This is a genomic window from Pseudomonas sp. FH1 (assembly GCF_000510895.2).
Lineage (GTDB): Bacteria > Pseudomonadota > Gammaproteobacteria > Pseudomonadales > Pseudomonadaceae > Aquipseudomonas > Aquipseudomonas azotoformans_A.
On the sequence record NZ_AOHM01000005.1, the window covers coordinates 99,946 to 123,288 of the forward strand.

19 protein-coding genes and 1 pseudogene are annotated in these 23,343 nt (G+C 62.8%); 6 read left to right on the top strand and 14 right to left on the bottom strand.

Annotated features, from left to right (window positions below; genetic code table 11):
* Positions 1–39 precede the first annotated feature (39 nt).
* Positions 40–927: a YghX family hydrolase gene (yghX, locus tag H096_RS02535; RefSeq protein WP_033896617.1), complete on the top strand. Its 888-nt coding sequence runs from the start codon at positions 40–42 to the stop codon at positions 925–927.
* Here yghX and H096_RS02540 read toward each other — a convergent pair.
* Both H096_RS02540 and H096_RS02545 read right to left on the bottom strand, forming a co-directional pair.
* The gene (locus H096_RS02540; protein WP_033896618.1) at positions 924–2,108 is read right to left on the bottom strand and encodes a DUF2252 family protein; all 1,185 of its coding nucleotides are present in this window, start codon (positions 2,106–2,108) and stop codon (positions 924–926) included. The genes yghX and H096_RS02540 overlap by 4 nt on opposite strands.
* 78 nt (positions 2,109–2,186) lie before the next feature.
* A complete protein-coding gene (locus H096_RS02545; protein WP_033896619.1) occupies positions 2,187–3,065 on the bottom strand; it encodes a LysR family transcriptional regulator in 879 nt (292 codons plus the stop codon).
* Between the two features lie 128 nt (positions 3,066–3,193).
* On the opposite strand from H096_RS02545, the gene ampC reads away from it, so the two are divergent.
* Complete coding sequence (ampC, locus tag H096_RS02550; protein ID WP_033896620.1) at positions 3,194–4,348, top strand: class C beta-lactamase; 1,155 nt, start codon at positions 3,194–3,196, stop codon at positions 4,346–4,348.
* A gap of 21 nt (positions 4,349–4,369) precedes the next feature.
* On the opposite strand, the gene dctM is transcribed toward ampC, so the two are convergent.
* The 8 genes from dctM to H096_RS02590 all read right to left on the bottom strand — a co-directional run bounded on the left by dctM (position 4,370) and on the right by H096_RS02590 (position 12,949).
* The gene (gene dctM / locus H096_RS02555; protein WP_033896621.1) at positions 4,370–5,650 is read right to left on the bottom strand and encodes a C4-dicarboxylate TRAP transporter large permease protein DctM; all 1,281 of its coding nucleotides are present in this window, start codon (positions 5,648–5,650) and stop codon (positions 4,370–4,372) included.
* Positions 5,650–6,282, bottom strand: coding sequence for a TRAP transporter small permease (locus tag H096_RS02560; RefSeq protein ID WP_033896622.1), 633 nt, complete (start codon positions 6,280–6,282; stop codon positions 5,650–5,652). Before H096_RS02560 ends, dctM begins: the two co-directional genes overlap by 1 nt.
* Positions 6,283–6,455: 173 nt before the next feature.
* Positions 6,456–7,439 (bottom strand): TRAP transporter substrate-binding protein, encoded by a 984-nt coding sequence (locus tag H096_RS02565; protein WP_028616372.1) that lies wholly within the window; start codon positions 7,437–7,439, stop codon positions 6,456–6,458.
* 102 nt (positions 7,440–7,541) lie between these two features.
* The gene (locus tag H096_RS02570; protein ID WP_033896624.1) at positions 7,542–8,357 is read right to left on the bottom strand and encodes a CoA ester lyase; all 816 of its coding nucleotides are present in this window, start codon (positions 8,355–8,357) and stop codon (positions 7,542–7,544) included.
* Between the two features lie 18 nt (positions 8,358–8,375).
* Positions 8,376–9,569, bottom strand: coding sequence for a CaiB/BaiF CoA-transferase family protein (locus H096_RS02575; RefSeq protein WP_033896625.1), 1,194 nt, complete (start codon positions 9,567–9,569; stop codon positions 8,376–8,378).
* Between the two features lie 9 nt (positions 9,570–9,578).
* Complete coding sequence (locus H096_RS02580; RefSeq protein ID WP_033896626.1) at positions 9,579–10,928, bottom strand: MmgE/PrpD family protein; 1,350 nt, start codon at positions 10,926–10,928, stop codon at positions 9,579–9,581.
* Positions 10,929–10,938: 10 nt separating this feature from the next.
* On the bottom strand, positions 10,939–12,102 hold the full coding sequence (locus tag H096_RS02585) for an acyl-CoA dehydrogenase family protein (RefSeq protein WP_033896628.1): 1,164 nt from the start codon (positions 12,100–12,102) through the stop codon (positions 10,939–10,941).
* A 28-nt stretch (positions 12,103–12,130) separates the two neighbouring features.
* A complete protein-coding gene (locus H096_RS02590) occupies positions 12,131–12,949 on the bottom strand; it encodes a MaoC family dehydratase N-terminal domain-containing protein (RefSeq protein ID WP_033896629.1) in 819 nt (272 codons plus the stop codon).
* Between the two features lie 131 nt (positions 12,950–13,080).
* Here H096_RS02590 and H096_RS02595 point away from each other — a divergent pair, with 131 nt between their 5' ends.
* On the top strand, positions 13,081–13,980 hold the full coding sequence (locus H096_RS02595) for a LysR family transcriptional regulator (RefSeq protein WP_033896643.1): 900 nt from the start codon (positions 13,081–13,083) through the stop codon (positions 13,978–13,980).
* Here H096_RS02595 and H096_RS02600 read toward each other — a convergent pair.
* From H096_RS02600 to H096_RS02615, 4 genes are read right to left on the bottom strand one after another with little or no spacing between them, the layout of a single operon-like run.
* On the bottom strand, positions 13,967–16,843 hold the full coding sequence (locus tag H096_RS02600; protein WP_033896630.1) for a bpX6 domain-containing protein: 2,877 nt from the start codon (positions 16,841–16,843) through the stop codon (positions 13,967–13,969). The genes H096_RS02595 and H096_RS02600 overlap by 14 nt on opposite strands.
* Positions 16,836–18,632, bottom strand: coding sequence for a hypothetical protein (locus H096_RS02605; protein ID WP_033896631.1), 1,797 nt, complete (start codon positions 18,630–18,632; stop codon positions 16,836–16,838). The genes H096_RS02600 and H096_RS02605 overlap by 8 nt, the downstream gene beginning before the upstream one ends.
* Positions 18,619–19,065 (bottom strand): hypothetical protein, encoded by a 447-nt coding sequence (locus H096_RS02610; RefSeq protein WP_033896634.1) that lies wholly within the window; start codon positions 19,063–19,065, stop codon positions 18,619–18,621. The genes H096_RS02605 and H096_RS02610 overlap by 14 nt, the downstream gene beginning before the upstream one ends.
* Complete coding sequence (locus tag H096_RS02615; protein ID WP_033896635.1) at positions 19,062–20,183, bottom strand: AAA family ATPase; 1,122 nt, start codon at positions 20,181–20,183, stop codon at positions 19,062–19,064. Before H096_RS02615 ends, H096_RS02610 begins: the two co-directional genes overlap by 4 nt.
* Before the next feature lie 91 nt (positions 20,184–20,274).
* Between H096_RS02615 and H096_RS02620 the strand changes: the two are divergent.
* The 3 genes and pseudogenes from H096_RS02620 to H096_RS02630 all read left to right on the top strand — a co-directional run bounded on the left by H096_RS02620 (position 20,275) and on the right by H096_RS02630 (position 23,314).
* A pseudogene (locus H096_RS02620) lies at positions 20,275–20,596 on the top strand (hypothetical protein).
* A gap of 94 nt (positions 20,597–20,690) precedes the next feature.
* Positions 20,691–22,505 (top strand): serine hydrolase domain-containing protein, encoded by a 1,815-nt coding sequence (locus H096_RS02625; protein WP_033896636.1) that lies wholly within the window; start codon positions 20,691–20,693, stop codon positions 22,503–22,505.
* Between the two features lie 17 nt (positions 22,506–22,522).
* Positions 22,523–23,314: a MipA/OmpV family protein gene (locus H096_RS02630; protein ID WP_082461374.1), complete on the top strand. Its 792-nt coding sequence runs from the start codon at positions 22,523–22,525 to the stop codon at positions 23,312–23,314.
* Positions 23,315–23,343: the final 29 nt, after the last annotated feature.

Sequence of the window (23,343 nt, forward strand, 5' to 3'; positions counted from 1 at the left end):
GGGCTACATTGACCGCCACCGCTAATCGAGGATACACCGATGACTCGTCTCACCGCGAAAGACTTTGCCCCCGAACTGCTGGAACTCTATGACGGCTACGCCCACGGCAAGATCAACCGCCGCGAATTTCTCGACCGCGCTGCGCTGTTCACCTTTGGCGGCCTCACCGCTTCGGCCCTGCTCGCAGCCCTGAGCCCCAACTACGCGCTGGCCGAGCAGGTGAAATTCACCGACCCGGACATCGTCGCCGACTACATCACCTACCCATCGCCCAAAGGCAACGGCACGGTGCGCGGCTACCTGGTGCGCCCGGCCAAGGCCACGGGCAAGCTGCCGGCGGTGGTGGTGGTCCACGAAAACCGCGGCCTCAACCCCTACATCGAAGACGTCGCCCGACGCCTGGCCAAGGCCGGCTTCATCGCCCTGGCCCCGGACGGCCTGACCTCGGTGGGCGGCTACCCCGGCAACGACGAAAAAGGCGTGGCCCTGCAACAGACCGTCGACCCGACCAAGCTGATGAACGACTTCTTCGCCGCCATCGAATGGCTGATGCACCACGACCGCAGCACCGGCAAGGTCGGGATTACCGGCTTCTGTTATGGCGGCGGCGTGACCAACGCGGCGGCGGTGGCCTACCCGGAACTGGGCGCGGCGGTGTCGTTCTATGGACGCCAGCCGGAGGCCAAGGACGTGCCCCGGATCAAGGCGCCGATCATGTTGCACTTCGGTGAACTGGACACGCGGATCAACGAGGGTTGGCCGGCGTATGAGCAGGCGCTCAAGTCCGCCGGAACCACGTATGAAGCGTATATCTACAAAGGCGCCAACCATGGCTTCCATAATGATTCGACGCCACGCTATGACGAGGCGGCGGCGAATCTGGCGTGGGAAAGGACGCTCGGTTGGTTCAATAAATACTTGGCCTAGTGCTCCAGCGCGTAACGCCGGCAATGGTCGAGGTAGCCCTGCTCATGGCTACCCACCAGTTGCACAACACTGCTCCATAACCATGACGGCGCATCCAACTGCCTGGAGCGGTTCTCCTGCAGCACCGCCATCCAGTCTTTGCGTGTAGCACGGTCCATCTGCCGGGCATGCGCAATGCCCACGACCCGTGCCAGATAACCCGCCGCGTGCATGGCGTCGATCTCGCTCAACTCGTCCAGCTCCAACTTCATGTCCTGGGGCAACAGTTCGCGGATAAAGAACCCATGATCCAGAAATCGTGTCGCCACCATGCGCTCCCCCAGGCCCGGTGAAAGCTGACGCGCGCCCTCCACCACACGGCGACCATTGTCCCTGGGCATTTTCGCCCGCGCCACACGGGGTGCCGCCGCGCCGACGGCTTCCTTGATGTCGATCAGGCAATACGCCTGGTCATCCTTGTCGCCGACGCCGAGCAAGGCGGCATAACGCAACAAACCGAGCGAGCTGCAGCCCTTGACCCAATAGGCCGAATCCAGCAACTCGACCCTGGCATCCTTGGGGCGCCCTTTGAGCGAGGTGACCAATTGATGGATGTCATCCGAGGCACACAGGGTTTCCAGCGCGTTTTTTTCGGCCCGCGACAACGACCAGAAATGCTTGCCCAAAGGAATGCTCGGCCGGGCGTTTTCAATACGTTCACGCGCCAGGTTTTTCCAGGTGCGCTCCACGGCACTGCGCATGCCGGCCTTGACCTGGGACGGACGCGGCGGGGCTTCGTCGGGTTTATCCTTGAACGCCTGTTCGTAGCCCACCATCATTTCTTCGAGCATGCGTGCGGTGGTGACTCCGGGCAGGTCCGAACCGCGCGCGGCAGTGGCCAGGGACAACGCCAGGCGCACCAGGTCGTGAGCGGGGTTGCCGATCACCGTCTGGTCGAGGTCGCGGATGTGCATGTCAATACGGCCCTTGCTGTCGCCGGTCGGTCCCAGGTTGCCGGCATGGCAATCGCCACAGATCCAGATCGCCGGGCCATGGGGTAGACGCCTGCCGGGCTGGCTGTGCAACCACTCGTAGAATTGCACGGTGCTGCCGCGCACGTAGGCGTGGGCCGAGCGCGCCATCTTGAGGTTTCGCAATTGGGTCAGGTGGGACATACGGGCGGAGGGGCGCGGTGTTTTCATGGAATAACTCAAGACAGGTGTTGCGGTAGAGCGCTGCCCTTCAGAAAATGTTTCATTATGTTTCAAAAATAAAACCCTTCAGTGCTGCGCGACCCGCTCCTGCAACCATCCCTTGAACGCCAACATTGCTGGTGTTCCAGCCCGCGACTGCAAACGCGTCAACCAATAGCTGCCCGTGCTGATGCCGACGTCGAACGGCTGGCGGATCACGTCGCTCTCCAGTTGCCGCGAAAACATCATTGCCGGTGCCAGTGCTATTCCGATGCCTTGCAAGGCGGCTTCCATCATCGCCAACGAAGAATCGAACACGATACTGCGCGGCACCAGGGTATCGGCTGGCAAACCGGCGGCCTGGAACCACAGGTTCCATTCATCGGCGCGGTAGGAGCGCAGCAAGGTGTGTTTAAGCAAGTCTTGCGGTGCGTGCAGTTGCTCGGCCAACTGCGGCACACAGAGTACGGTGAGAGGCGCTTCCAGCAACTCGCAGGCTTCAGTGCCGTGCCAGGCACCCGCGCCGAAGCGGATCGCGTAATCCAGGCCTTCAGCCGCCACGTCGACACGGTTGTTGTGGGTGGACAGGCGCAGGTCGATAAACGGGTAACGCGCCTGGAACTCGGGCAGCCGTGGCAGCAACCAGCCCACCGCAAAGGTGCCCACCGCGCCCACCGTGAGTACCTCGCGGTAATGCCCGCCTTCGAATTGGCTCAAAGTCTGGGCGATGCGGTCAAACGAATCTCGCACCACCGGCAACAAGGTTTCGCCCTCGCTGGTGAGCATCAGGCCACGGGGCAGGCGCTTGAACAATGTCACGTTCAACTGCGTTTCCAGGCTTTTGACTTGATGGCTGACCGCCGCCTGGGTCACGCACAACTCGATGGCGGCGCGGGTAAAGCTCAAATGCCGGGCCGAGGCTTCAAAGGCGCGCAGGGCATTGAGGGGAAGATGGGAGCGCAGCATGCTTGACCCCAATTAATCTAATGGCAGGTGCGAGATATCATCGTTTGCCCAACGCCCGCGAACTGCCTACATTGGCCACGCCCGCGCAGGCTCTTCATTCAATCGATCACTCTCATGGAAGCGATATCATGCCTCAACTCTCCCTGTCCGGAGTGCGTAACTTTGGCGCCCTGGCGTTATTTCTCGCCACCGGCCACTGCCTGGCCGCCGACGACCTGCGCGCCGAGGTGGACGCCAGCGTCAAGCCGCTGATGCAGCAACAGTCTATTCCAGGTCTCGTTGTCGGTGTCATCAAAGACGGCAAGGCGCAATACTTTAACTACGGCGTGGCCAGTAAAGACGCCAAACAGCCCGTCAGTGAAAACACGCTGTTTGAAATTGGCTCGGTGAGCAAGACCTTCACCGCCACCCTCGCCGGCTATGCCGTGGCGAGCGGCAAACTGACCCTCACCGACCCGGCCAGCCAGTACCTGCCAGCGTTGCGCGGCGGCAAGTTCGACCACATCAGCGTGCTCAACCTGGGCACCTACACCGCCGGTGGCCTGCCGCTGCAATTCCCCCGCGAAGCGGACAATACCCAGCACATGATCAGCTACTTCCAGCAGTGGAAACCCGACTTCGCCCCCGGCACCCAGCGCCTGTATTCCAACCCAAGCCTGGGCCTGTTCGGCTACCTGGCGGCGCAGAGCCTGAAGCAGCCGTTTGATCAACTGATGGAGAAAACCCTGCTACCGAAAATGGGGCTCAAGCACACGTTCATCACTGTTCCCAAGAGCCAGATGAACCTGTACGCCCAGGGCTATGGCAAGGACGGCAAACCCGTGCGCGTCGGCCCCGGTGCGATGGACAGCGAAGCCTACGGCATCAAGACCAGCGCTTCGGACCTGTTGCATTACGTAGAGGTCAATATGCGCCCGGCAACACTGGACCCAGTGCTGCAACAAGCCATTACCACCACGCACACCGGCTACTACACGGTCGAGCGCATGACCCAGGGGCTGGGCTGGGAGATGTACCCGTACCCGATCAAGCTGGATGCCCTGGTGGATGGCAACTCGACAAAAATGGCGATGGAGCCGCATCCGGTCAACTGGCTGACCCCAGCGCAGGCGCCGCACGCCGACACACTGGTGAACAAAACCGGCTCCACCAACGGCTTTGGCGCGTATGTGGCGTATGTGCCGAGCAAGGAAATGGGGGTCGTGATCCTGGCCAACAAAAACTACCCGAACGGGGAACGGGTGAAAGTGGCCCATGCGATCTTGAGCGCGCTGGACCACTGATCCCCAGAACCCGGTAGCCGGTTACATACCGAGCCAGTGCGGCAGTGCAAGGGAGATAAACGGCAAGTAGGTGACCATGATCAGGAACACCAACAGAATCATCAACCACGGCAACGCCGCACGAATGGTCTGCCCCAGGCTCAGCCCCGTCACCGCCGAGGTCACGAACAGGTTCAACCCCACCGGCGGATGCACCAGGCCGATCTCCATGTTCACCACCATCACGATGCCCAGGTGAATCGGGTCAATGCCCAGCTTCATGGCAATCGGGAAAAAGATCGGCGCCAGGATCAGCACGATGGCCGAAGGCTCCATGAAGCTGCCCGCCACCAGCAGCACCACGTTGACCATGATCAGGAAACCAATCGGCGTCAGCCCTTCGGAGATCACCCACGCGGTGATTTCCTGGGGGATCTGCTCGGTGGTCAGCACATGGGCAAACAGCATGGCGTTGGCGATGATGAACATCAGCATGATCGCCAGGCGCCCGGACTCCAGCAGCACCTTGGGGCAATCGCGCAGCTTCATATCTTTGTAGACGAACAGCGCAACAAACGCCGAGTACACCGCCGCCACCGCCGCCGCTTCGGTCGGAGTGAACATGCCGCTGTAGATGCCGCCGAGGATGATCACCAGCAGCAACAGGCCCCAGAACGCACGGCGCGCGCAGGTCAGCCACTCGCGGAAGGTCGCCCGTGGCTGGGCTGGCAGCTTCTTGATGCGCGCGACGATATAGATCGCGATCATCAGCATCAGGCCCAGCAGCAATCCCGGAATCACCCCGGCCATGAACAGCTTGCCGACCGAGGTTTCGGTGGCCGCCGAGTACACCACCATCACGATCGACGGCGGAATCAGGATGCCCAAGGTGCCCGCGTTACAGATGATCCCGGCGCCGAACTCCTTCGGGTAACCGGAACGCACCATGCCCGCCACGGCAATCGAGCCCACCGCCGCCACCGTTGCCGGTGACGAACCGGACAGCGCCGCAAACAGCATGCACGCCAGCACCGCCGCAATCGCCAGGCCGCCACGGATATGGCCGACACAGGCGTTGGCAAAGTCGATCAGGCGTTGCGCCACACCGCCGGTGGTCATGAACGCGCCGGAGAGCAGGAAGAACGGAATCGCCAGGAAAGTATAGGCGTCAGAGGTCTCGAACAGCTTGATGGCCAGGGAACTCACCGAGTCCTGGCTGAACATCAGGATCGACACGGCGCCGGACAGCCCCAGGGAAATCGCGATGGGCACGCCGAGGAACATGAACACAAACAACAACAGGAATAGACAGAGCACGGCCATCAGTGACGCTCCTCATGGCTGCCGGCCAATTTGCTGGCCTCACCAGCCTCGTCGGCCAGCCCCAACCCGACCTGACGGTGGGTAAAGATGCGGTAGAAAATTTCCAGGTAACGGATGAAGACCATGGCAAATCCGATAGGCACGATCACCACGATGTCACCGACGTCCACGCCGTACTGGTCGAGGTCTTCGGCGCCGATATGCGCGCCCATCACGGCGCTCACCCACTTGTAGCTGGCGACCATGAACAGCCCGGCATACGCCAGGCAGCACAGGCACGCGAGCATGCCGAGTACACGTTGTACCGGGCGCTTGGTCAGCTTCACCAATGCATCCACGCCAAGGTGGCCGGCGGTACGCACGCCGTAGGAGATACCGAAGAAGATCAGCCAGCCGAACATGGCCTTGGTCAGCGCCACGCTCCAGGTCATGTCCTGGGCCCAGGTCATGGTGTGATCGCCCAGGGCATTGAAGAAGTTGCTGCTCAACGCCCACTTGTCTGCCAGGGCAAAGAACAGCGTGTAGATGTTGTTGAGCATGACGTAGACGAATGTCACCAGGGTCATGGCGGCCAGCAGGAAGGCAATAAAACCTTCCTCCAGGTGCTCCCAGACGCGCCTTAGCGTTTGCATGGCAAAACCTCGCGAAAATGAGATGGGTAATGCAAGGCTCAGGATGGAACCGGCTCTAAATGTGGGAGCGGGCTTGCTCGCGAATGCAGTCTGTCAGTTGATAACCCTGGTGACTGACCCACCGCTTTCGCGAGCAAGCCCGCTCCCACATTGGCGCTCGGTACCACCCGCGCTTACTGGTTAGACGCGTCTGCCGCCTTGATCAGGTCAGCCCCGATCTCACCCTCGAACTTCTGCCACACCGGGCGCATGGCTTCGCGCCACAGCTGGCGTTGCTCCGGGGTCAGTTCGATGATTTCGCTGGTCTTGGAATCGACGATCTTCTGCTTGGCTGACTGATTCAGCGCTTCGGCCTGCTTGTTCACCTCGACGGTGACCTCGACCATGATCTGCTCCAGCGTGCTGCGGATGTCCGGTGGCAGGCCGTTCCAGAACTTGGCGTTGGTGATCACCATGTAGTCGATCAGGCCATGGTTGGACTCGGTGAAGTACTTCTGCACCTCGTTGACCTTCTGGCTTTCGTAGTTCGACCAGGTGTTCTCGGTGCCATTTACGGTGCCGGTCTGCAAGCCTTGATACACCTCGGCAAAACTCATCTTGCGCGGGTTGGCGCGGATCGCCTTGAACTGCTCTTCCAGCACGCTTGACGCCTGCACGCGGAATTTCAGGCCACGGGCGTCCTTGGGCTCATGCAGCGCCTTGTTCGACGAGAGTTGCTTGAGACCGTTGTGCCAATAGGCCAGGCCGAGGATGTTCTTGTCCTGCATGGAGGTCAGCAATTCCTTGCCCTGGGCCGCCTGGAAACGGTCGACCGCAGCCAGGTCGTTGAACAGGAACGGCAGGTCATAGATCTGCACTTGCTTGGTGTACTGCTCGAACTTGGCCAGGGACGGCGCGAGCATCTGCACGTCGCCCAGCAGCAGCGCTTCCATTTCCTTGCCATCGCCGAACAGCGACGAGTTCGGGTACACCTCGACCTTGACCTTACCGGGCAGGCGTTCTTCCGCGAGTTTCTTGAACAGCAACGCGCCCTGGCCTTTGGGGGTGTTTTCGGCAACCACGTGGGCGAACTTGATGACAATCGGGTCCGCCGCCTGGGCCAGGCCCGCGGCAAACAAGGTGGCGGCGCACAGCAGCGCCCGGGAAAGCTTGAGCATGGGAAATCACCTTCTTATTGTTGTGTTGTAGGGCAAGGTGCCTGATGTCACGCGTGTAGTGAATTTCGATTTTTTGATACCTGCGTTCGGCCTGGACGAACGCTAGATCTGAGCGGCCAGCAGCCGTTGCGCGCGCAGCAACACCGGCGCATCCACCATCTGCCCATCGATCTGATAGGCCCCTGCCCCATGGGCGCCGGCCTCCACCACCCGCTGGGCCCAGGCCAGGTCTTCGGCGCTGGGCGCCAACGCCTGGTGAATCACCGCCACCTGCTTGGGGTGGATACACAACGCGCCGGCAAACCCCATCTCATAGGCATGCCGAATCGAGCGGCGCAGGCCTTCGGGGTCGTCAATGGCCGGGTGCACGCCGTCCAGCGGTGCGACCAGGCCGGCGGCACGGGAATGCACGATCAACGCCAGGCGCGCCTGGTCCAGGGCGAACTGCGCGGCCGTGGAATGGCTGCTCAGGTTCAGGTCCAGCGCCAGGTCCAACCCGCCGAACGACAGGCGTTCTACCTGCGCTGCATGGGCTATCTCGGCCACCGCCAGCAAACCCCGCGCACTCTCGATGATGGGCCAGATGACTTTGCCGGTGGCCGCCACCACGGCGACCTGGGCTGCGCTTTCGACCTTCGGCAACAGCACGCCTGCCACATTCGGATGCGCCTTGCAGAACGCCACATCCTCAAAGTGCTCGGCATGTTCCGGCGCGTTGATCCGCACCCACACCTGGGCGGCGGGGTTGGCGGTCAAAAACGCTCCAAGGTTATCCCGCGCCTGGCGCTTGAGCGGCTCTTCCACCGCATCCTCAAAATCCACGATCACCGCGTCGGCACCGCTGGCCAAGGCTTTGGAAAATCGCTCCGGTCGGCTACCGGGTACAAACAACGCCGAACGAACCAATGGCTTGGGCATTTGTAGAATTCCTTATGGTTAGATCACACCGCGCGTGCGCAGGCTGTCGATGGCGTCTGCGGCGTAACCGAGCCCTTCGAGAATGCCTTGGCTGTGCTGCCCCAAACCTGGAACAGCGTCCATGCGCGGGGTGAACGCAGCATTGCGCGCCGGCGGCAACAGCGATGGCAACGCACCGGCCGGGCTGTCGACTTCGCGCCAACTGTCACGGGCCTTGAGCTGCGGGTGATCCCACACGCCTTGCATATCGTTGACCCGGGCGCTGGCGATCTGTGCGTCTTCCAGGCGCTGGATCACCGCCTCGGCATCCAACTGCGCAAAGCTGTCCACGATGATCTGGCGCAGCACGTCGCGGTTGGCAGAGCGCTTGAAGTTGGCGGAGAAACGCTCGTCAGTCGCCAAGGACGGGGTGAGCAGCACCTTGTCGCAGAACGCCGCCCATTCGCGTTCATTCTGCAGGCCGAGCATTACCGTGCCGCCGTCGCCGGTGGGAAACGGTCCATAGGGATAGATCGTCGAGTGCGCCGCCCCGGCACGCGGCGGCTGCGGTGCGCCGTCGAACGCGTAGTACATCGGGTAGCCCATCCATTCCACCAGGCTTTCCAGCATGCTCACATCGATGCGACTGCCCTTCCCCGTCTTGCCGCGCAGCAGCAGCGCCGAGAGGATGCCGCTGTAGGCGTACATGCCCGCCGAGATGTCCGCGATGGAACAACCGGCCTTGGCCATCTGGTCGTCGCCAGGGCCGCCGGTGACGGAGAGAAAGCCGCCTTCGCTCTGGATCAGCAGGTCATAGGCCTTTTTCTTTTCGTACGGCCCGCCTTCGCCATAGCCGGAAATATCGCAGACGATCAGGCGTGGGAAGCGCGCATGCAACGCCTCGAACGACAAGCCCATGCGCGCGGCGGCGCCGGGCGCGAGGTTCTGTACCAGTACGTCGGCGTCAGCCAATAAGGTATCGAGAATAGTGCCCGCCTCGTCCTGCTTGAGGTCCAGCGTCAGGCTTTCCTTGGAGCGGTTGGTCCACACGAAATGCGAAGCCAGGCCACGCACACGTTCATCATAGCCACGGGCAAAGTCGCCTGCGCCGGGGCGTTCCACCTTGATCACGCGGGCGCCCAGGTCGGCCAGTTGACGGGTACAGAATGGCGCGGCAATCGCGTGTTCCAGGCTGACAACGGTGATGCCGTCCAGCGGTCTTGGGTTAGTCATGACAGTTCCTCAAAGCCAGTCGGCCATGGATGCGGCGTTGCGCAGGTCCCAGACCTTGTCGATCAGGGCATTGGCCTGGGCCGGTGTGCGGGCGTTGCTGAATTGGCTGAGGCGCTGGAATTTATCAGCCAACTCCTCACGGTTCAGGGTGTTGCCCGGATCGCCTTTGGGCTCGTCGATGGCGCCGTGCAGCGTGCGGCCATCCAGCGTGGTGACGGTGACGCGACCGAGCCAGCGTTGCGGGTAAGCACCGTCGACGTCGGGGTCGAGGGTCATGCTGACCTTGTCGCGAAACGCCGAGACCGCTGGATCGGTCAACGCCAGCTCATGGAACTCGGTGAGCCCGGCCTTGCCATGCACGGCAATCAGGCCCAGCACGGTGCCCATGGAGAACTTGGCCTGGTGCACGCTGGTCGGTACTTTCACCCTGCCCAATACATCGATGGCGCCTTGGTGCACGCGTGTTTCCACGTGGGCGATCTGTTCGGCGTGCAGGCCTTCGCGTTGCATCAAATCCAACAGCGCATCGGCGGCCGGATGGGTATGGCGGCATGAGGCGTGGAACTTGAACGAGGTTTCCAGCAACGCCCAGCGGCTGCCCAGGTCGGCGGACAACTTGGCAGGCTCGGCATCACGGGACATACCGGCCGCCAGACCTTGATCGCCCTCCAGAATATTGCGCGCGCCGGTCAGGCCGTCCGCCGTGAGGTAAGCGGCGAGCAAGCCGTCCGCCGCCGCTTTCGCCGTGTGCAGTTGCTTGGAATCGGCGGCATCGCGCAGGAACTCCCACAACCCGGCCGCCTGGGTGCCCGCGCTGCCGAGCAGGTTGATGAATTGTTCTTCGTTGAAATCCAGCAACTTGCCTACGGCTACCGCCGCCGCCAACGTGCCGACGGTGGCCGTGGTGTGAAAGATACGGTAGTGGGAACGGCCCATGAATTCGCCGATGCGGATACCCGCTTCATAACCGGCTACCGACGCCAGCAGCAAATCGCGGCCGGATTTGCCGAGGTCCTGGGCGGCCGCCAGCGCTGCTGGAAATACCACGGTCGCCGGGTGCAGCACGGAGCTGTTGTGCAGGTCGTCCTGCTCGACCAGATGGGATGAAGCTGCGTTGACCAGCGCGGCGAAATACGCGCTGGTGCTGCCGCCATTGACGATCACCTGCGCCGGACCGCTGCTGGGGCCCATTTTCTGCGCATAACGCTCGAACAACGGAATCGGGTGCGCGCCCTGGCTTGCCAGCGCCGAGGCCAGCCAGTCCAGGTACAAATCTTCGGTGCGCGCCAGCACATCTTCCGGCAGTTGCGCGTAATCCAGTTCGGCGAGGAACCGACACAAGGCTTGGGTATGGCTCATGGTCAGGCCCTCAGAAGCTGCGTGGCAGTTCGAGCAGATGCTCGGCCACGTAGGACAGGATCAGGTTGGTGGAGATCGGCGCCACCTGGTACAGGCGCGTCTCGCGGAATTTGCGCTCCACGTCGTATTCGCAGGCAAAGCCGAAACCGCCGTGGGTTTGCAGGCAGGCGTTGGCCGCTTCCCAGGACGCCTTGGCCGCCAGGTACTTGGCCATGTTGGCGCTGGCCCCGGCATTGGCGCCGCTGTCGTATTCCTCGCAGGCACGCCAACGCATCAGGTCGGCCGCTTCGATCTCGATATGTGCTTCAGCAATCGGAAACTGCACGCCCTGGTTCTGCCCGATGGGCCGGCCAAACACCACGCGGTCGCGGGCATAAGCACTGGCCTTTTCGATAAACCAGCGGCCATCACCGATACACTCGGCGGCGATCAGCGTGCGCTCGGCGTTGAGGCCGTCGAGGATGTATTTAAAGCCCTTGCCCTCTTCGCCGATGAGGCTGTCCAGGGGCAACTCCAGGTTGTCGAAGAACAGCTCGTTGGTTTCGTGGTTGACCATATTGGCGATGGGCTGCACGGTCAGGCCGTTGCCGATGGCTTCGCGCAGGTCCACCAGGAAGATCGACATGCCTTCGGATTTTCTCTTCACCTCGGCCAATGGCGTGGTGCGCGCCAGCAGGATCATCAGGTCGGAATGCTGGATCCGCGAGATCCACACTTTCTGGCCGTTGATCACGTACTTGTCGCCGCGTTTTATCGCGGTGGTCTTGATCTTGGTGGTATCGGTGCCGGTGGTGGGCTCGGTCACGCCCATGGATTGCAGGCGCAATTCGCCGCTCGCAAGCTTGGGCAGGTAGAAGCGTTTCTGTGCCTCGCTGCCGTGCCGCAACAGGGTGAACATGTTGTACATCTGGCCGTGTACGGTGCCGGAGTTGCCGCCGCAGCGGTTCACTTCTTCAAGGATCACCGAGGCTTCCGCCAGGCCCAGGCCGGAGCCGCCGTACTCTTCGGGGATCATCGCCGACAGCCAGCCGGCGTCGGTCAGTGCCTTGACGAAGGCTTCGGGGAAGCCTTTTTCCTCATCAATCCTGCGCCAGTACGCGGCATCGAATTCGGCGCACAAAGCGCGCACACCTTCGCGGATGGCATTGAGTTCTTCATTGTCATTGGGGTTCATTAACGGCTCTCCACCTGTTGTTCTTGGATTATTCGAAATGCACGCTGGCTTGCTGCGCCAGGCCATCGACGTTGCCGGCCCACAGCTGCGCCACACCGGTTTCGATCACGCGGCCGCCCACTTCAAACGGCTGCGGCGCAATCAACGGGCGCACGCCGCGATAGGCAAAACGGCGCAAGGTGGCGCCAGGGTTGGCGCGGCAGAATGCGCGCAGGCTCAGGGTGGCGATCAGCGGCCCATGCACCACCAGGCCTGAATAGCCTTCGGTGCCGGTGACATAGGGGTAGTCGTAGTGAATGCGATGCCCGTTGAAGGTCACGGCGCTGTAGCGAAACAGCAGGGTGGGCGTGGGATCGACGGCTTCAGACCATTCGCCCTGCTCCAGCGCATAACCGCTGCCGGATTTGGGCGGTGTGGGTTCGCGGTAGACGATGTCCTGTTCCTCACGGATCGCCAGGCGACCGTCCTGGGAATAGTCGTGGCGCACGGTGACAAACAGCAGCGAACCGGTGCGACCGGTTTTCTCTTCGACTTGGGTAATGGTCGACACGCGGGTCGCCGCCTCACCGGCCCGCAGTGCCTGCAGGAACTCGATGCGCCCACCGGCCCACATGCGGTTGCGGTTGTCAGCCGGCGGCAGGAAACCGCCACGGGCCGGGTGGCCGTCGCTGCCTAGTGCGGTTTCCGGCAGCGGGTCTTGGAAGAAACACCACTGCCACAGCGGCGGGATGTCCGCGCCGTCTTCGGGCACTTCTTCACCGAAGGTGGCGGCAATACGCTTGAGCAGGTTATGGCTGAGGTGGTCGTGGGCGGTTTCGCTTCGGCCGATCCAATCGGTGGCGCTCATCGGGTGCAGGTCCTCGGGCAGTGAGTGTCTGCCCCGGATCATGCAAGCCTATCGCCGTTCTGAGAATTTGCATTTCAATAAACCGGCGTTCGGTTATGCTGAACGCCGCCATCCTGTACCGGGAGCCTTGCATGCACTTCGATCTGGCCGACCTGCGGCTGTTTATCCATATCGCCGAATCCCCCAGCCTGACCCAGGGCGCCAAGCGCGCGTTCCTCTCGCCGGCCGCAGCCAGCGCAAGGATCAAGGCGCTCGAAGGGCAACTCGACACCCGCCTGCTGTACCGCGACAGCCGTGGCGTGGAGATCACCCCGGCCGGTGAGCGTTTGCTGCACCATGCGCGGTTGATCATGCGCCAGGTGGATTACCTCAAGAGCGAATTCACCCAATACGGTGTGGATTCGGCCGGGCATATCCGCATCTTTGCCAACACCACGGCCGTCACCGAGTTCTTGCCGGAGGTCCTGGCGGGCTTCTTGTCACAACGTCCCGGCGTGACCGTCGACCTGCAGGAACGCCTGTCCCGCGACATCGTGCGCGGCGTGCTGGATGGCACCAGCGACATGGGCATCATCGCCGGCCCCGTGGAAGCCTCGGGCTTGCAGGTGTTGCATTTCAGCACCGATGAGCTGGTGTTGATGGTGCCGGTCGGCCACCCCTTGGCGGAACAACCCTCGGTCACGCTGGAACAGACCCTCGCCTACCAGCATATCGGCCTGCACGAAGGCAGCACCTTGCTGAGTTTCCTGCGCGAGCACGTCGAGCGGCTCGGCAAACATTTGTCGCTGCGTATCCAGGTGTCGAGCTTCGAGGCGATCTGCCGGATGGTCGAGGCCGGTGTGGGGATCGGGATCATTCCGGAGTCGGCCGCCGTGCGTCACAGCCGCACTATGCAATTGGTGGCGGTAAAGCTGGATGAGCCCTGGGCGATTCGCGAGCGCAGTATCCTGGTGCGGGAGCTGGAGGCGTTGCCCGGCACCATTCGTGCGTTGATTGCCACGTTGATGCCGGACTCGGTCAGTGCAGGCTGAGGTTACGCAGGCGCGCACCTTCGACGGTGATATGGCTCAAACGCCCCTGGTCATCGAATAACAGCCAGCCCTCCCCGCTGCGACGGATGTTCACTTCGTAGCGGGGCCAATGCAGCACCGCACACAGGTGGTCACTGGCGCGATGGATAAAGTGCCAGCGCGTGTCGCGTTCGCCAGCGATATAGCCGAACACCAGCCAGTCAGCATCGAGGGCGATGCGCACCGGGTCGCCGTCGAAGAAACCTTCGTCACAGCCCGGCAGGCGATAACCCTTGCGGTTGCCCGCGACATCCAGGATCAGCGTCGGCTCTTCGTCATCGCGGCACCTGATCGCGTACTCGATGGTTTGATCAAGCGCACAGTACAGCGCGTGGTTCTCCTCCGACTGCGTTGACGCCGGCTCACGTCCGGCCAGCCGACGCTCAGGCAAGCGGTAGTGCCAGCGTTCGACGCCATCACGCGGGTTGTAGAGCCAGAGGAACTCATTGCGCTCATCACCTTTGAGCGCGCGCAGCGTGCCCGGCAAGTCGCTGACGTGCCACAGGGTTTCAAAGTTGCGGTCCACGTCCACCACGCGCAGTTGCCGGCCCTGGCCGAGGGTCCAGGTGCTGCCGTCAAACTGCTCGGCGAACACGTCCAGCACCTGCACGCCCAGGTCGGTGGCGGTACGGTTGACCAGGTCGAGCTTGCTGATGCGCCACACCCTGTCACGGCGGGTCAGCACCAGCGCCATCTGCCGACTGTGGGCCAGGACAATCCGCTGGGCCGGAACGGCGAAGTGATACAGGGTCTGGCCGCTGGCATCCGTCACCACCGCGCCGGCCTCGCCCAGTGCCACCAGATAACGCTCGTCATCCAACGACACTGCGTCGTAGACCGGTCGGCTGCCCTGGGTCGGAGCGGTCCACTCCAGCGCATCGTCCACACGGACCAACGAGCGCCGGGCAGGACGCTTGAGGGCCTGGCCAGGCAAGTCCGCCTGCAAGCATTTATCGCGGCTCATCTTGACCAGCGATTGCAGCTGATTGAAGTTCAACCCCCCGTGACCACTGAGCTGGTCGGCCAGCACCGCGTGCACCGTCGCGCCGGCCAGCCAACGCAGGGCAGCGGTGTCGGACTTGTGCGCCAACAACGCGTGCGCCAGGGCATCGCGCTCGGCGTAACGGTCGGGATCGTCACGCAATTGTTCGATCCAGGGCCCGTAAGCCTCCAGGGTCTGCGGCAGCAGAATCGCGCGTTTGACCAAGGCGCCCATCGCCAGCCGTCCACCGGCCGCTTCAGCATCCAGCAGCCATTGAGCCGCACGCGGGCGCTCATCCGGCAGGCTCCACACCACCTCGACGGCTTGCAGCCACAGGCCTTTGGCGATCAGCGATTCAGCCCATTCCAGGCGCAAGCGCTCGGCAATTTGCGGCTGCTTGGCCTGGAGCAACACCACGGCATCGGCAAATGCATCGTCACGCCGCGCCACCAGCAAGGCACGCTGCCAGTTCTCGGCCAGGCACAGCAGACGCACGATCACCGCCGACGGCATGTCCCAGGCCAGGGCCAAGTCGGCAGCCTGTTGGTAGCGCGCGTGCTTTTCCAGGTAGTCGAGGGCTTCCTGGCGCTCCTTGAGCAGTTCCGCGAGGACGAAGACCGCTTCTTCAATACGGTTCTCGCGCGCCAGGCGTTCGTAGGAGCGGCGATAGACCTCGCGCAGATGCTCGGTCAGGCTTTGTTCGAAATGGTACGCACGGCCGGACCCGCTCTGCTGGCTGAGGGTCAGGTCCTGGCGCCGCTGCGGCGTGCCGAAATTCTGTTCAGCATTCGATTCCTGGCCGCCCAAAGGGATGGCATGGCGCAAGGCCTCGGCAAAATCACCGTCCTCGAACATCTCCAGCATGCGCTGCATGTAGGCGGCTTGGCGTTTGCCGTACAGCCTGGACAGTTTTGAGTGCTCGGTCAGGCGGGTCAGCCAACGGCGCCAGGCGGACGGTTTATGCCGGGCCGGTTTGGCCCGTTCTGCGATGCCAGGATCAGCCGGCGCTGAAGGCACGGCGCTGACGGCCTGTACACCTCGGCGCAGGAATTTGTTGATGCCCATCAACACGGCGGTGAACACAATAGCGCTCAGCAGCATGCCCAGGATCACGCCGCTGATGTCTTCAGTGGTCGCGGCTGGAACCGGCGTCAAGGGTTTGGATTGGCCTTGGGTGGCCATCCAGATAAACCCGGCCACCAACGCCAGGGTGGCGCCCAGTTTCAACGCCGGGTACTGCGCGGGCTCCTCGCTGGCCCATTGCCGAGTGGCCTTGGGAGACGCGGCTTTCGGCGCGGGCTGTTGACGCTCCAGCAACGCGCGGATCACACCTTCCTGCTCGGGGCTGACCGGCGCCAGGCCGCCGAGGATCTCACGCACATCGATGATATCCGGCGCGGGCAGCACCGGCACAATCGGCGCATGGCAATCGAAGGTATCCAGCAAGGTGTACGCGCTGATCTCCAGCCACAAGCCGGGCTCGAGGACCTCGGCGTCGCGCAACTGCAAGGCGTGAACCTGGCTGCCGCGCACCAGCCACAGGTCGGCGGCGGGTAACGCACGCAGCTCTTCAGCGGTCAGCTGTGCCGAACACAACCCACGCCCCTGGCGGACCAGCGGCCAGCCGGCAAGGGTTTGGCAATCCAATGCGACGGGTGTACTGAACTGCACCCCATCACCGTCGGCAAACCGGTAGGCGACGGCGCCCGCGCGCCAGTGCTCCAGGATCAGGCGGGCCCGCTCCTGCAAAGTGAAACGCTCGGCAGGCAGCCACACGCCGTCGATGGACTGGTGCCCAGTCAGCAGCGGGCGGCGGATCAGCAGGGGTTCTTGCTCACGCATGGGCAGGCTCTTGTTTCAGGTCGCACATGACTTGCAAGCGCATGGCGCGCTCGGTGACGTTGAACACCAGTAACTCCCGCGCCGTGGTCAGCACCGCCACCAGCCCGCTCATGGGACAGAAACTCGCACGGGCAATCGGTGCCGAGGTGGTGAACAGTGTCTGTTGTTGGCCTTCTGAGTACAGGCCAATGGTGTGCTGGTTGGTGCCCAGCAGGACCAGTGAATAGCACTCCTGCGCAGCCACCTGATGATGCAGGCCGATAGCACTCCAGCCAGGCGCCAGGTCGATCTGCGCCCTTTTTGCGGGGAAGCTGTCGTGGGTCACCAGGCGCCAGCTCTGGCGGCCATCATGGTGAGTGAGTAATGCGCAACCGCCAAAGGCGTGCTTCCAATGGGCGGTACTGGCGAACAGTATCTGGCTGACTCCGGCAGCCGCACCGACTGCGTAGCCGGAACTGCGGACACCGGAGGCCGTTGCGGGGTACGCCACCAGTTGCCCGGCCTCGCTGCGGGCGTAGACCAACAACAACGCATTCAGCTGCGCCAGCCCCATGACATTGTTCGTCACCGAAAAATTCGCGGCTCTCGGTTCATGACCGGGGCGCTGCCAGTGGGCGAGCTGACCGTTTGTATCGAGTAAATACACGCGTTCCGACTGTTGACCACGCAGCCACACTGCGGGCAGAAAGGTCGCGGTGCCCGGTGGCAGGTGCAGCTCTTCGCGCGCGGGCTTGTTGGCAGAAACCAGGCCGGGGATATTCCAGAAGGTCAGGAGGTTGCCATCACCGAGCACCGCACCAAGGCTGCGATAGTTGAAGGCGGCTGCAAACACATGCTGGTGTTTGCCCCACAGGCGACGTCGCACTTCGAGGGTTTTTTTCTGGTTCTTGTTGGGCAGCTTGATCACCGCCATGCCGTGTTCGTCGAGCAGGCGCAGGGCGACATAGTTGCCGGAGCCGGAGATGACGGGCGGCAATGTCAACGCAACTCGCGCCACCCGCCCGGCAGCGGTCGGCGCCGGGGTGTGCACAGCGTTATCGAACTGCCCCTTGAGCAGGCGCACCGCCTGTTGCTCGTCGGGCATCGGCAGCGACACGCGCCGCGACTGCAAGGCGAAAGTCAGGCTGCGGCCGTCCAGGTTGCGCGTAATCTGCACGCGGTGGGTGCAAGTGGTGGAATCGGTCGGCGGCAAGCGCTGGCCGACCACCCAACACTCTCCAACCGTCTGTTCGGCCAGGGCGTCACGCCAAGCCAGCCAATGGTTGTCGCTCACGACCTCGTAGGTGCGGGCGTCGAGCAAGCGCTTGAGTTGCGCCGCCGAATCCAGCTCATGCAATACCGGAGTGGCCTGCAGAATGCCCCAGCGCAATTGCGCCCCCGCCTCCTGCGCACGGCGCGCCAGCAACATCAGCAACGCCAGGTGTACCAGGCGTGCAGCGCCCAATTGCAGGGGGCCGGCGTCGAACAACACCACGATCAGGCGGTTCGCCTCACGGGCGCGGTACTGCGGGGCGAGGAACATATGCTCGCCGCCCACTGCCCGGCGCAGGAACTCATCCGGCACTTCATCGGCCAGCAGCCATTCGCTGGACAGCAACCGCTCATAGGGGCCGCGCCGGTGCAGGTCGCCCAGGCCATCGGGCTCCGGCACGCCACCCTGGTGCAGGCCACGTAGCGGACCGAGCAGCGGGTTGAGACGACCCAGCAGGTCGGCGAACACTGGCAAATGTTCCGGGGCAAACCATTCCAGCCATTGCCGCCAGGGTTGCAGCGCCTCAGGCAGTTGCATGGGTGACTCCCCAATAATCAGCGATACGTTGCAGATGGTCAGGCGACACGACCAGCAAGCGGTCCAGCGGGATCACCGCCGCAGGTTCACGCCACACCAGCAAGGGCGAACGCTTGAAGCGCGCTGAAAAGGCCTGGCCCAGCAAGTCCTGGGGCACATCCGGCTCCCAACTGGTCGGCAACCAGAGGTGTGGCGCACTGGCGCTGGGGGCGGCGTACGCCACGCCGTCGACCCACGGCAGATCAGCCGTCGCGCCGGTCACCACCAACACCTCAGCGTTGGCCGTGGCGTGCAGACGCGCGGCGTGTTCAGCCTCAAGCAACGCCAGGCGCCTAAGCATCCGGCGTGCCGCATCGCTCCAGGCCACGGCGGCTTGTGCCTCGGCAGGTGCCTGGCGTGAGCGCCAGCGCCAAGGGTGGCTCAACGCACTCATTCGGCGGGGGTCAGCAAACGCGTGAGTTGCCCCCGCGCCTGCTGCAACGGCTCGGGCATGGTCTGGCTGTTGAAGTTGGCATCGATCTCGCGCAACAGGCCTTCAAGCACGGTACTGGTCGGCGGCTCGCTACGGGCGAGGTAGTCTTCGGCGGTTTCCAGCAGGCGATTCAAACGTGACATCGGCTGCAACGTGGCCTCTTCCACCGCGCTGAACAGATGGCTGTTGCTGGACGCGGCAAACAGGTCACGCAACACCTCACGACCCTGTTGCTGGGTGGCCTGGGTCGGCAGTACATAGAGCAGCGGCCACAGGTCGGCGTCGCTGGCTTCCAGGCGACCGCCGAGCAATGCGGCAGCGGCGATCAGGCGCTGGGATTTGACGATGCGTCGGTCGGACAGTTGGATACCGGCCTCGCGCAAACGGCGAATGGCCTGGGCCAGGGCGGGACGCACGGCGGTCAGGTCGACGTTTTTCAACGCATGGCCAAGCGTGTCCAGTTGCGCGAGACCCAGCAACTGTTGCACCGGGCGCTGCTCGGACTGCCAGCCACCGGCCAACATGGCTTCCAATTGGTTGTCCGGCACCGACTCGACAAACAGGTGCAGCAAGAAGCGGTCACCAAAGGCCGCCAGCGCTTCATCATCCGGGAGGCCGTTGGCGGCGCCGACGCACACGCGCAGCGGGCATTGCACCTGGGTATGACCCCGGCGGAAACGGCGCTCGTTGAGTACACCCAATAACGTGTTGAGGATCGCAGTGGAGCCCAGGAAGACCTCGTCAAGAAACACGATATCGGCTTCCGGCAACATGCCGCTGACATCGGTTTCCACCGTGCCTTCGCGAAGTTTTTTCAGGTCGACCGCGCCAAACAATTCGGACGGCTCGGTGAAGCGCCCAAGCAGGTACTCGAAGTAACGCCCGCCCATGGACTGCGCGACACGACGCACCACCGCGCTCTTGGCAGTGCCGGGCGGCCCGATCACCAGGATGTGCTCCTGGGCCACGGCGGCCAGCACAATCAATTCGGCCAGTTGCTCACGCCCGACCAACCCTTCAGTGGCGGCACGCACGGCGTGGCGGATTTGCGCGGCAGCGCTTTGCAACTGAGCAATCATGGGCGTCTTCCCTGAAACCAAAGCGGAGGATCTTGCCTGAGGCTAAGGTATTAGAAAAGTGTTGTTACACACTCTGATCAGGAGTCAGCCCATGCAGCTTGAAAGATCCTGCCATTGCGGCGCCGTCACGTTCAGCACTGAACAGTGCCCCCCCTTACCCCTACCAGCGTTGCTACTGCTCGCAATGCGGCAGCGCGCTGTGGGTGTTCAGCCCGGAATGGCCGGAGCTGCCCCATCCATTTGCCTCGGTTATCGACACGCCATTGCCGGTGCAACCGGAGCATACGCACTTGATGCTCGGATCCAAGGCGCCCTGGGTAGACGTCACCTTGCGCAAGGGCGACCTGCAGCTCGATGAATACCCAGAAGAGTCGATCGCCGAATGGCATGAACGTCACGGAGTGCTCCGTTAACAGTCTTTGACAGTTTATCGACAAAGCTGTCAAAGACCGTCGAGCACCGCAGCTCTAGCATTCGAGCCTCCAAACCACCTGTCGGGTGCTCGTCATGCTTCGCACATTGCGCGGTCTTCCGTTGCTCGGTTGCCTGTTGGGCAGTATTGGCTGCCACGGGCAGTCACCTGCCCCGCCGTCAATTCCGAAGGGCGACTACAGCGCTATCATCCGTTACCTGCAAACCCGGATCCCGCGGGACATGGCCCAGGACAACATTCCGGGCCTGTCGATTGCGCTGGTCAACGGCCAGGAGTTGATCTGGGCTCGCGGATTCGGCATGGCCGACAAAGCCAAGGGCTTGCCGGTGACGCCAAACACCGCCTTTCGGGCCGGCGCAATCTCCAAGCTGCTCACCGCCAGCGCGGCCCTGCAACTGGTTGAACAACAGCGACTGGCACTGGACGCACCGATCCAGCAAACCCTGCGCGAATTCTATGTGCGCTCGCGCTTCCACGTCGACCAACACGCCGCAGACCGCGACATCACCTTGCGTCGCCTGCTCAGCCATCAGTCCGGCTTGCCCAGTGAACACCTGCGTGACCTGCGCAACAGCTACGCCATGGGGCAGATGCCAATGCGCCTGTCCGGCGTCTGGCTGAGCACCCCACCCGGCACACAAGTGGCCTACTCCAACCTGGGTTATGCGCTGGTGGGTGCGGCCATCGAGCGCAGCAGCGGCAAGGAGTTTGAAGCCCAATTGCAACATAGCCTGCTCAAACCGCTGGAGATGGACCGTGCGAGCTTTGTCGGGACCGCCGCGCAAATCGGCTATCGCGCCCAGGGCTACCAGGAAGGCGTCGCCAGTACCGATGCGCAACTGCGTGACATCGCCGCCGGCGGCTTGTGGGCCAGCCCCAGGGACCTCAGCCATTACGTGCAGATGCTGTTTGCCGAAGGCCTCTACAAGGGCAATCGGGTGATGGCCAGCCGCTCCATCGATGAAATGTTCACCCAGCAAAACACCGGCAATGCCCTGGACTTCGATTGCCAGATCGGCCTGGCGTGGTTTCTGGCCCCCTGCGGTGACGAGCCGATCGGCCCAGGGGTGCGCACCTATCAGCACAGTGGGGGTGGCGATGATTTCGCCGCACAGTTGACCCTGCTGCCGGACCATCAATTGGCCGTAATCATCATGGCCAACGACAGCAATGCCGAAGACCTGGTCGCCACACTGGCCACGGATGCCTTGCGCCTGATGCTTCAGGCGCAAACCGGCGAACAGGTATGCAGCGATGACTGCCAGGCACCCCGTCATGGGCTCAAGCTGCGCCAGGTGCCGGCCGCCATCGACCGTCAGCGCCTGGCCGGGTTCTACGCCACCGCCTGGGGCGTGTTCCGCATCAAAGATGATGACCAGAGGCTGCGCGGCGAACTCGCCGGCTTCAACTTCGAACTGTTGCGTGACGATCAAGGCTGGCTGCGCGCCCAGAAGAAACTCTTCGGTTTCTGGCTCAAGGACCTCGGCGAACTGGGCCAGGTACAACTCGACGTCATCACCGTGCAAGGCCGGCAGATGCTCACGGCGCGCAGTCATGGCCAGCGCATCCCCATCGGCGAACGCATCGACCCGCCGCCACTGCCCTTGGCTTGGGCCGACACCGTCGGCACCTACCAAGTACTCAACACCCATGAACCCGATGCGCCATTGAGCGGCATCAGCGTGCGCCTCGAAGAAGGCTTCCTGGTGATTCGCGGCCAACTGCACGACGAGCCACTGACCGACTACATCCTGCTGCCGGTGGACAACGCCCATGCCGTACTCGCCGGCAACGGCTATGGCCTGGGTGACACCGTCAGCCGCCAGATCAATGGCCTGAGCGCTTCGGGCTACTCCTTCAAACGTACCCATCCACCCTTGAGTTTCTAACCGACATGAAAACCCTGATGAACCCAAAAAATCTGTGCCTGTCCCTGACCTCACTGTGTTTGCTCGCGGGCGCCAACAGCGTGCTGGCTGAGGACTGGACCTACAGCCTCAAGGCCGGCGTGGCCAACCTGCCCCGCTACAGCGGCAGCGACGAACGCATGACCGCCCCAGTATTCGGCGGCGCCATCGTCAGCCCCTGGGGGATTTTCCTCGACACTGACAAGGGCCTGGGCTGGGGCTACGAAGGCAATGCCTTGAGCTTCAGTGCTTATGTCGGCGCCAGTGGATCACGCAAAGACAAAAACGAATCCATGCACCTGGGCTCCAAACGCCTGAAAGGCATGGGCGAAATCAAGTCACGCCCGCAGTTGGGTGTGAGTGCCAGCTACAACCTGGGCGGCATGATTGTCGGCGCCACGCTGGAACATGCCCTCAAGGAAGATGACCACAAGGACAGCGGCAAAGCATTCACCCACCTGGAACTGAGCCTGGGCACCAACCTGTATGAAGGTCGTTTCGGCTCTGTCGACGCCAGCCTCAGCAGCCATTTCGGTGACCGTGACTACCTGCAGACCTGGTACGGCGTGACCACCGACCAAGCGGCCCGCAGCCGTTTCAAAGCCTACAAGGCGGGTGCGGGCAATATCAGCAATGGTATGAACCTGGTATGGAGCCTGCCGATCAGCGAGCACACCCAGTTCTCGACCTTGCTGGATGTGCAGTACCTGGCGGATGAAGCGGGGAAAAGTCCGATTGTGGAGCGGCGGTTGCAAACATCGGTGATGGGCGTGCTGGAATACAGCTTCTGACTGTACGGATCACCGAGAGGTATTTATTT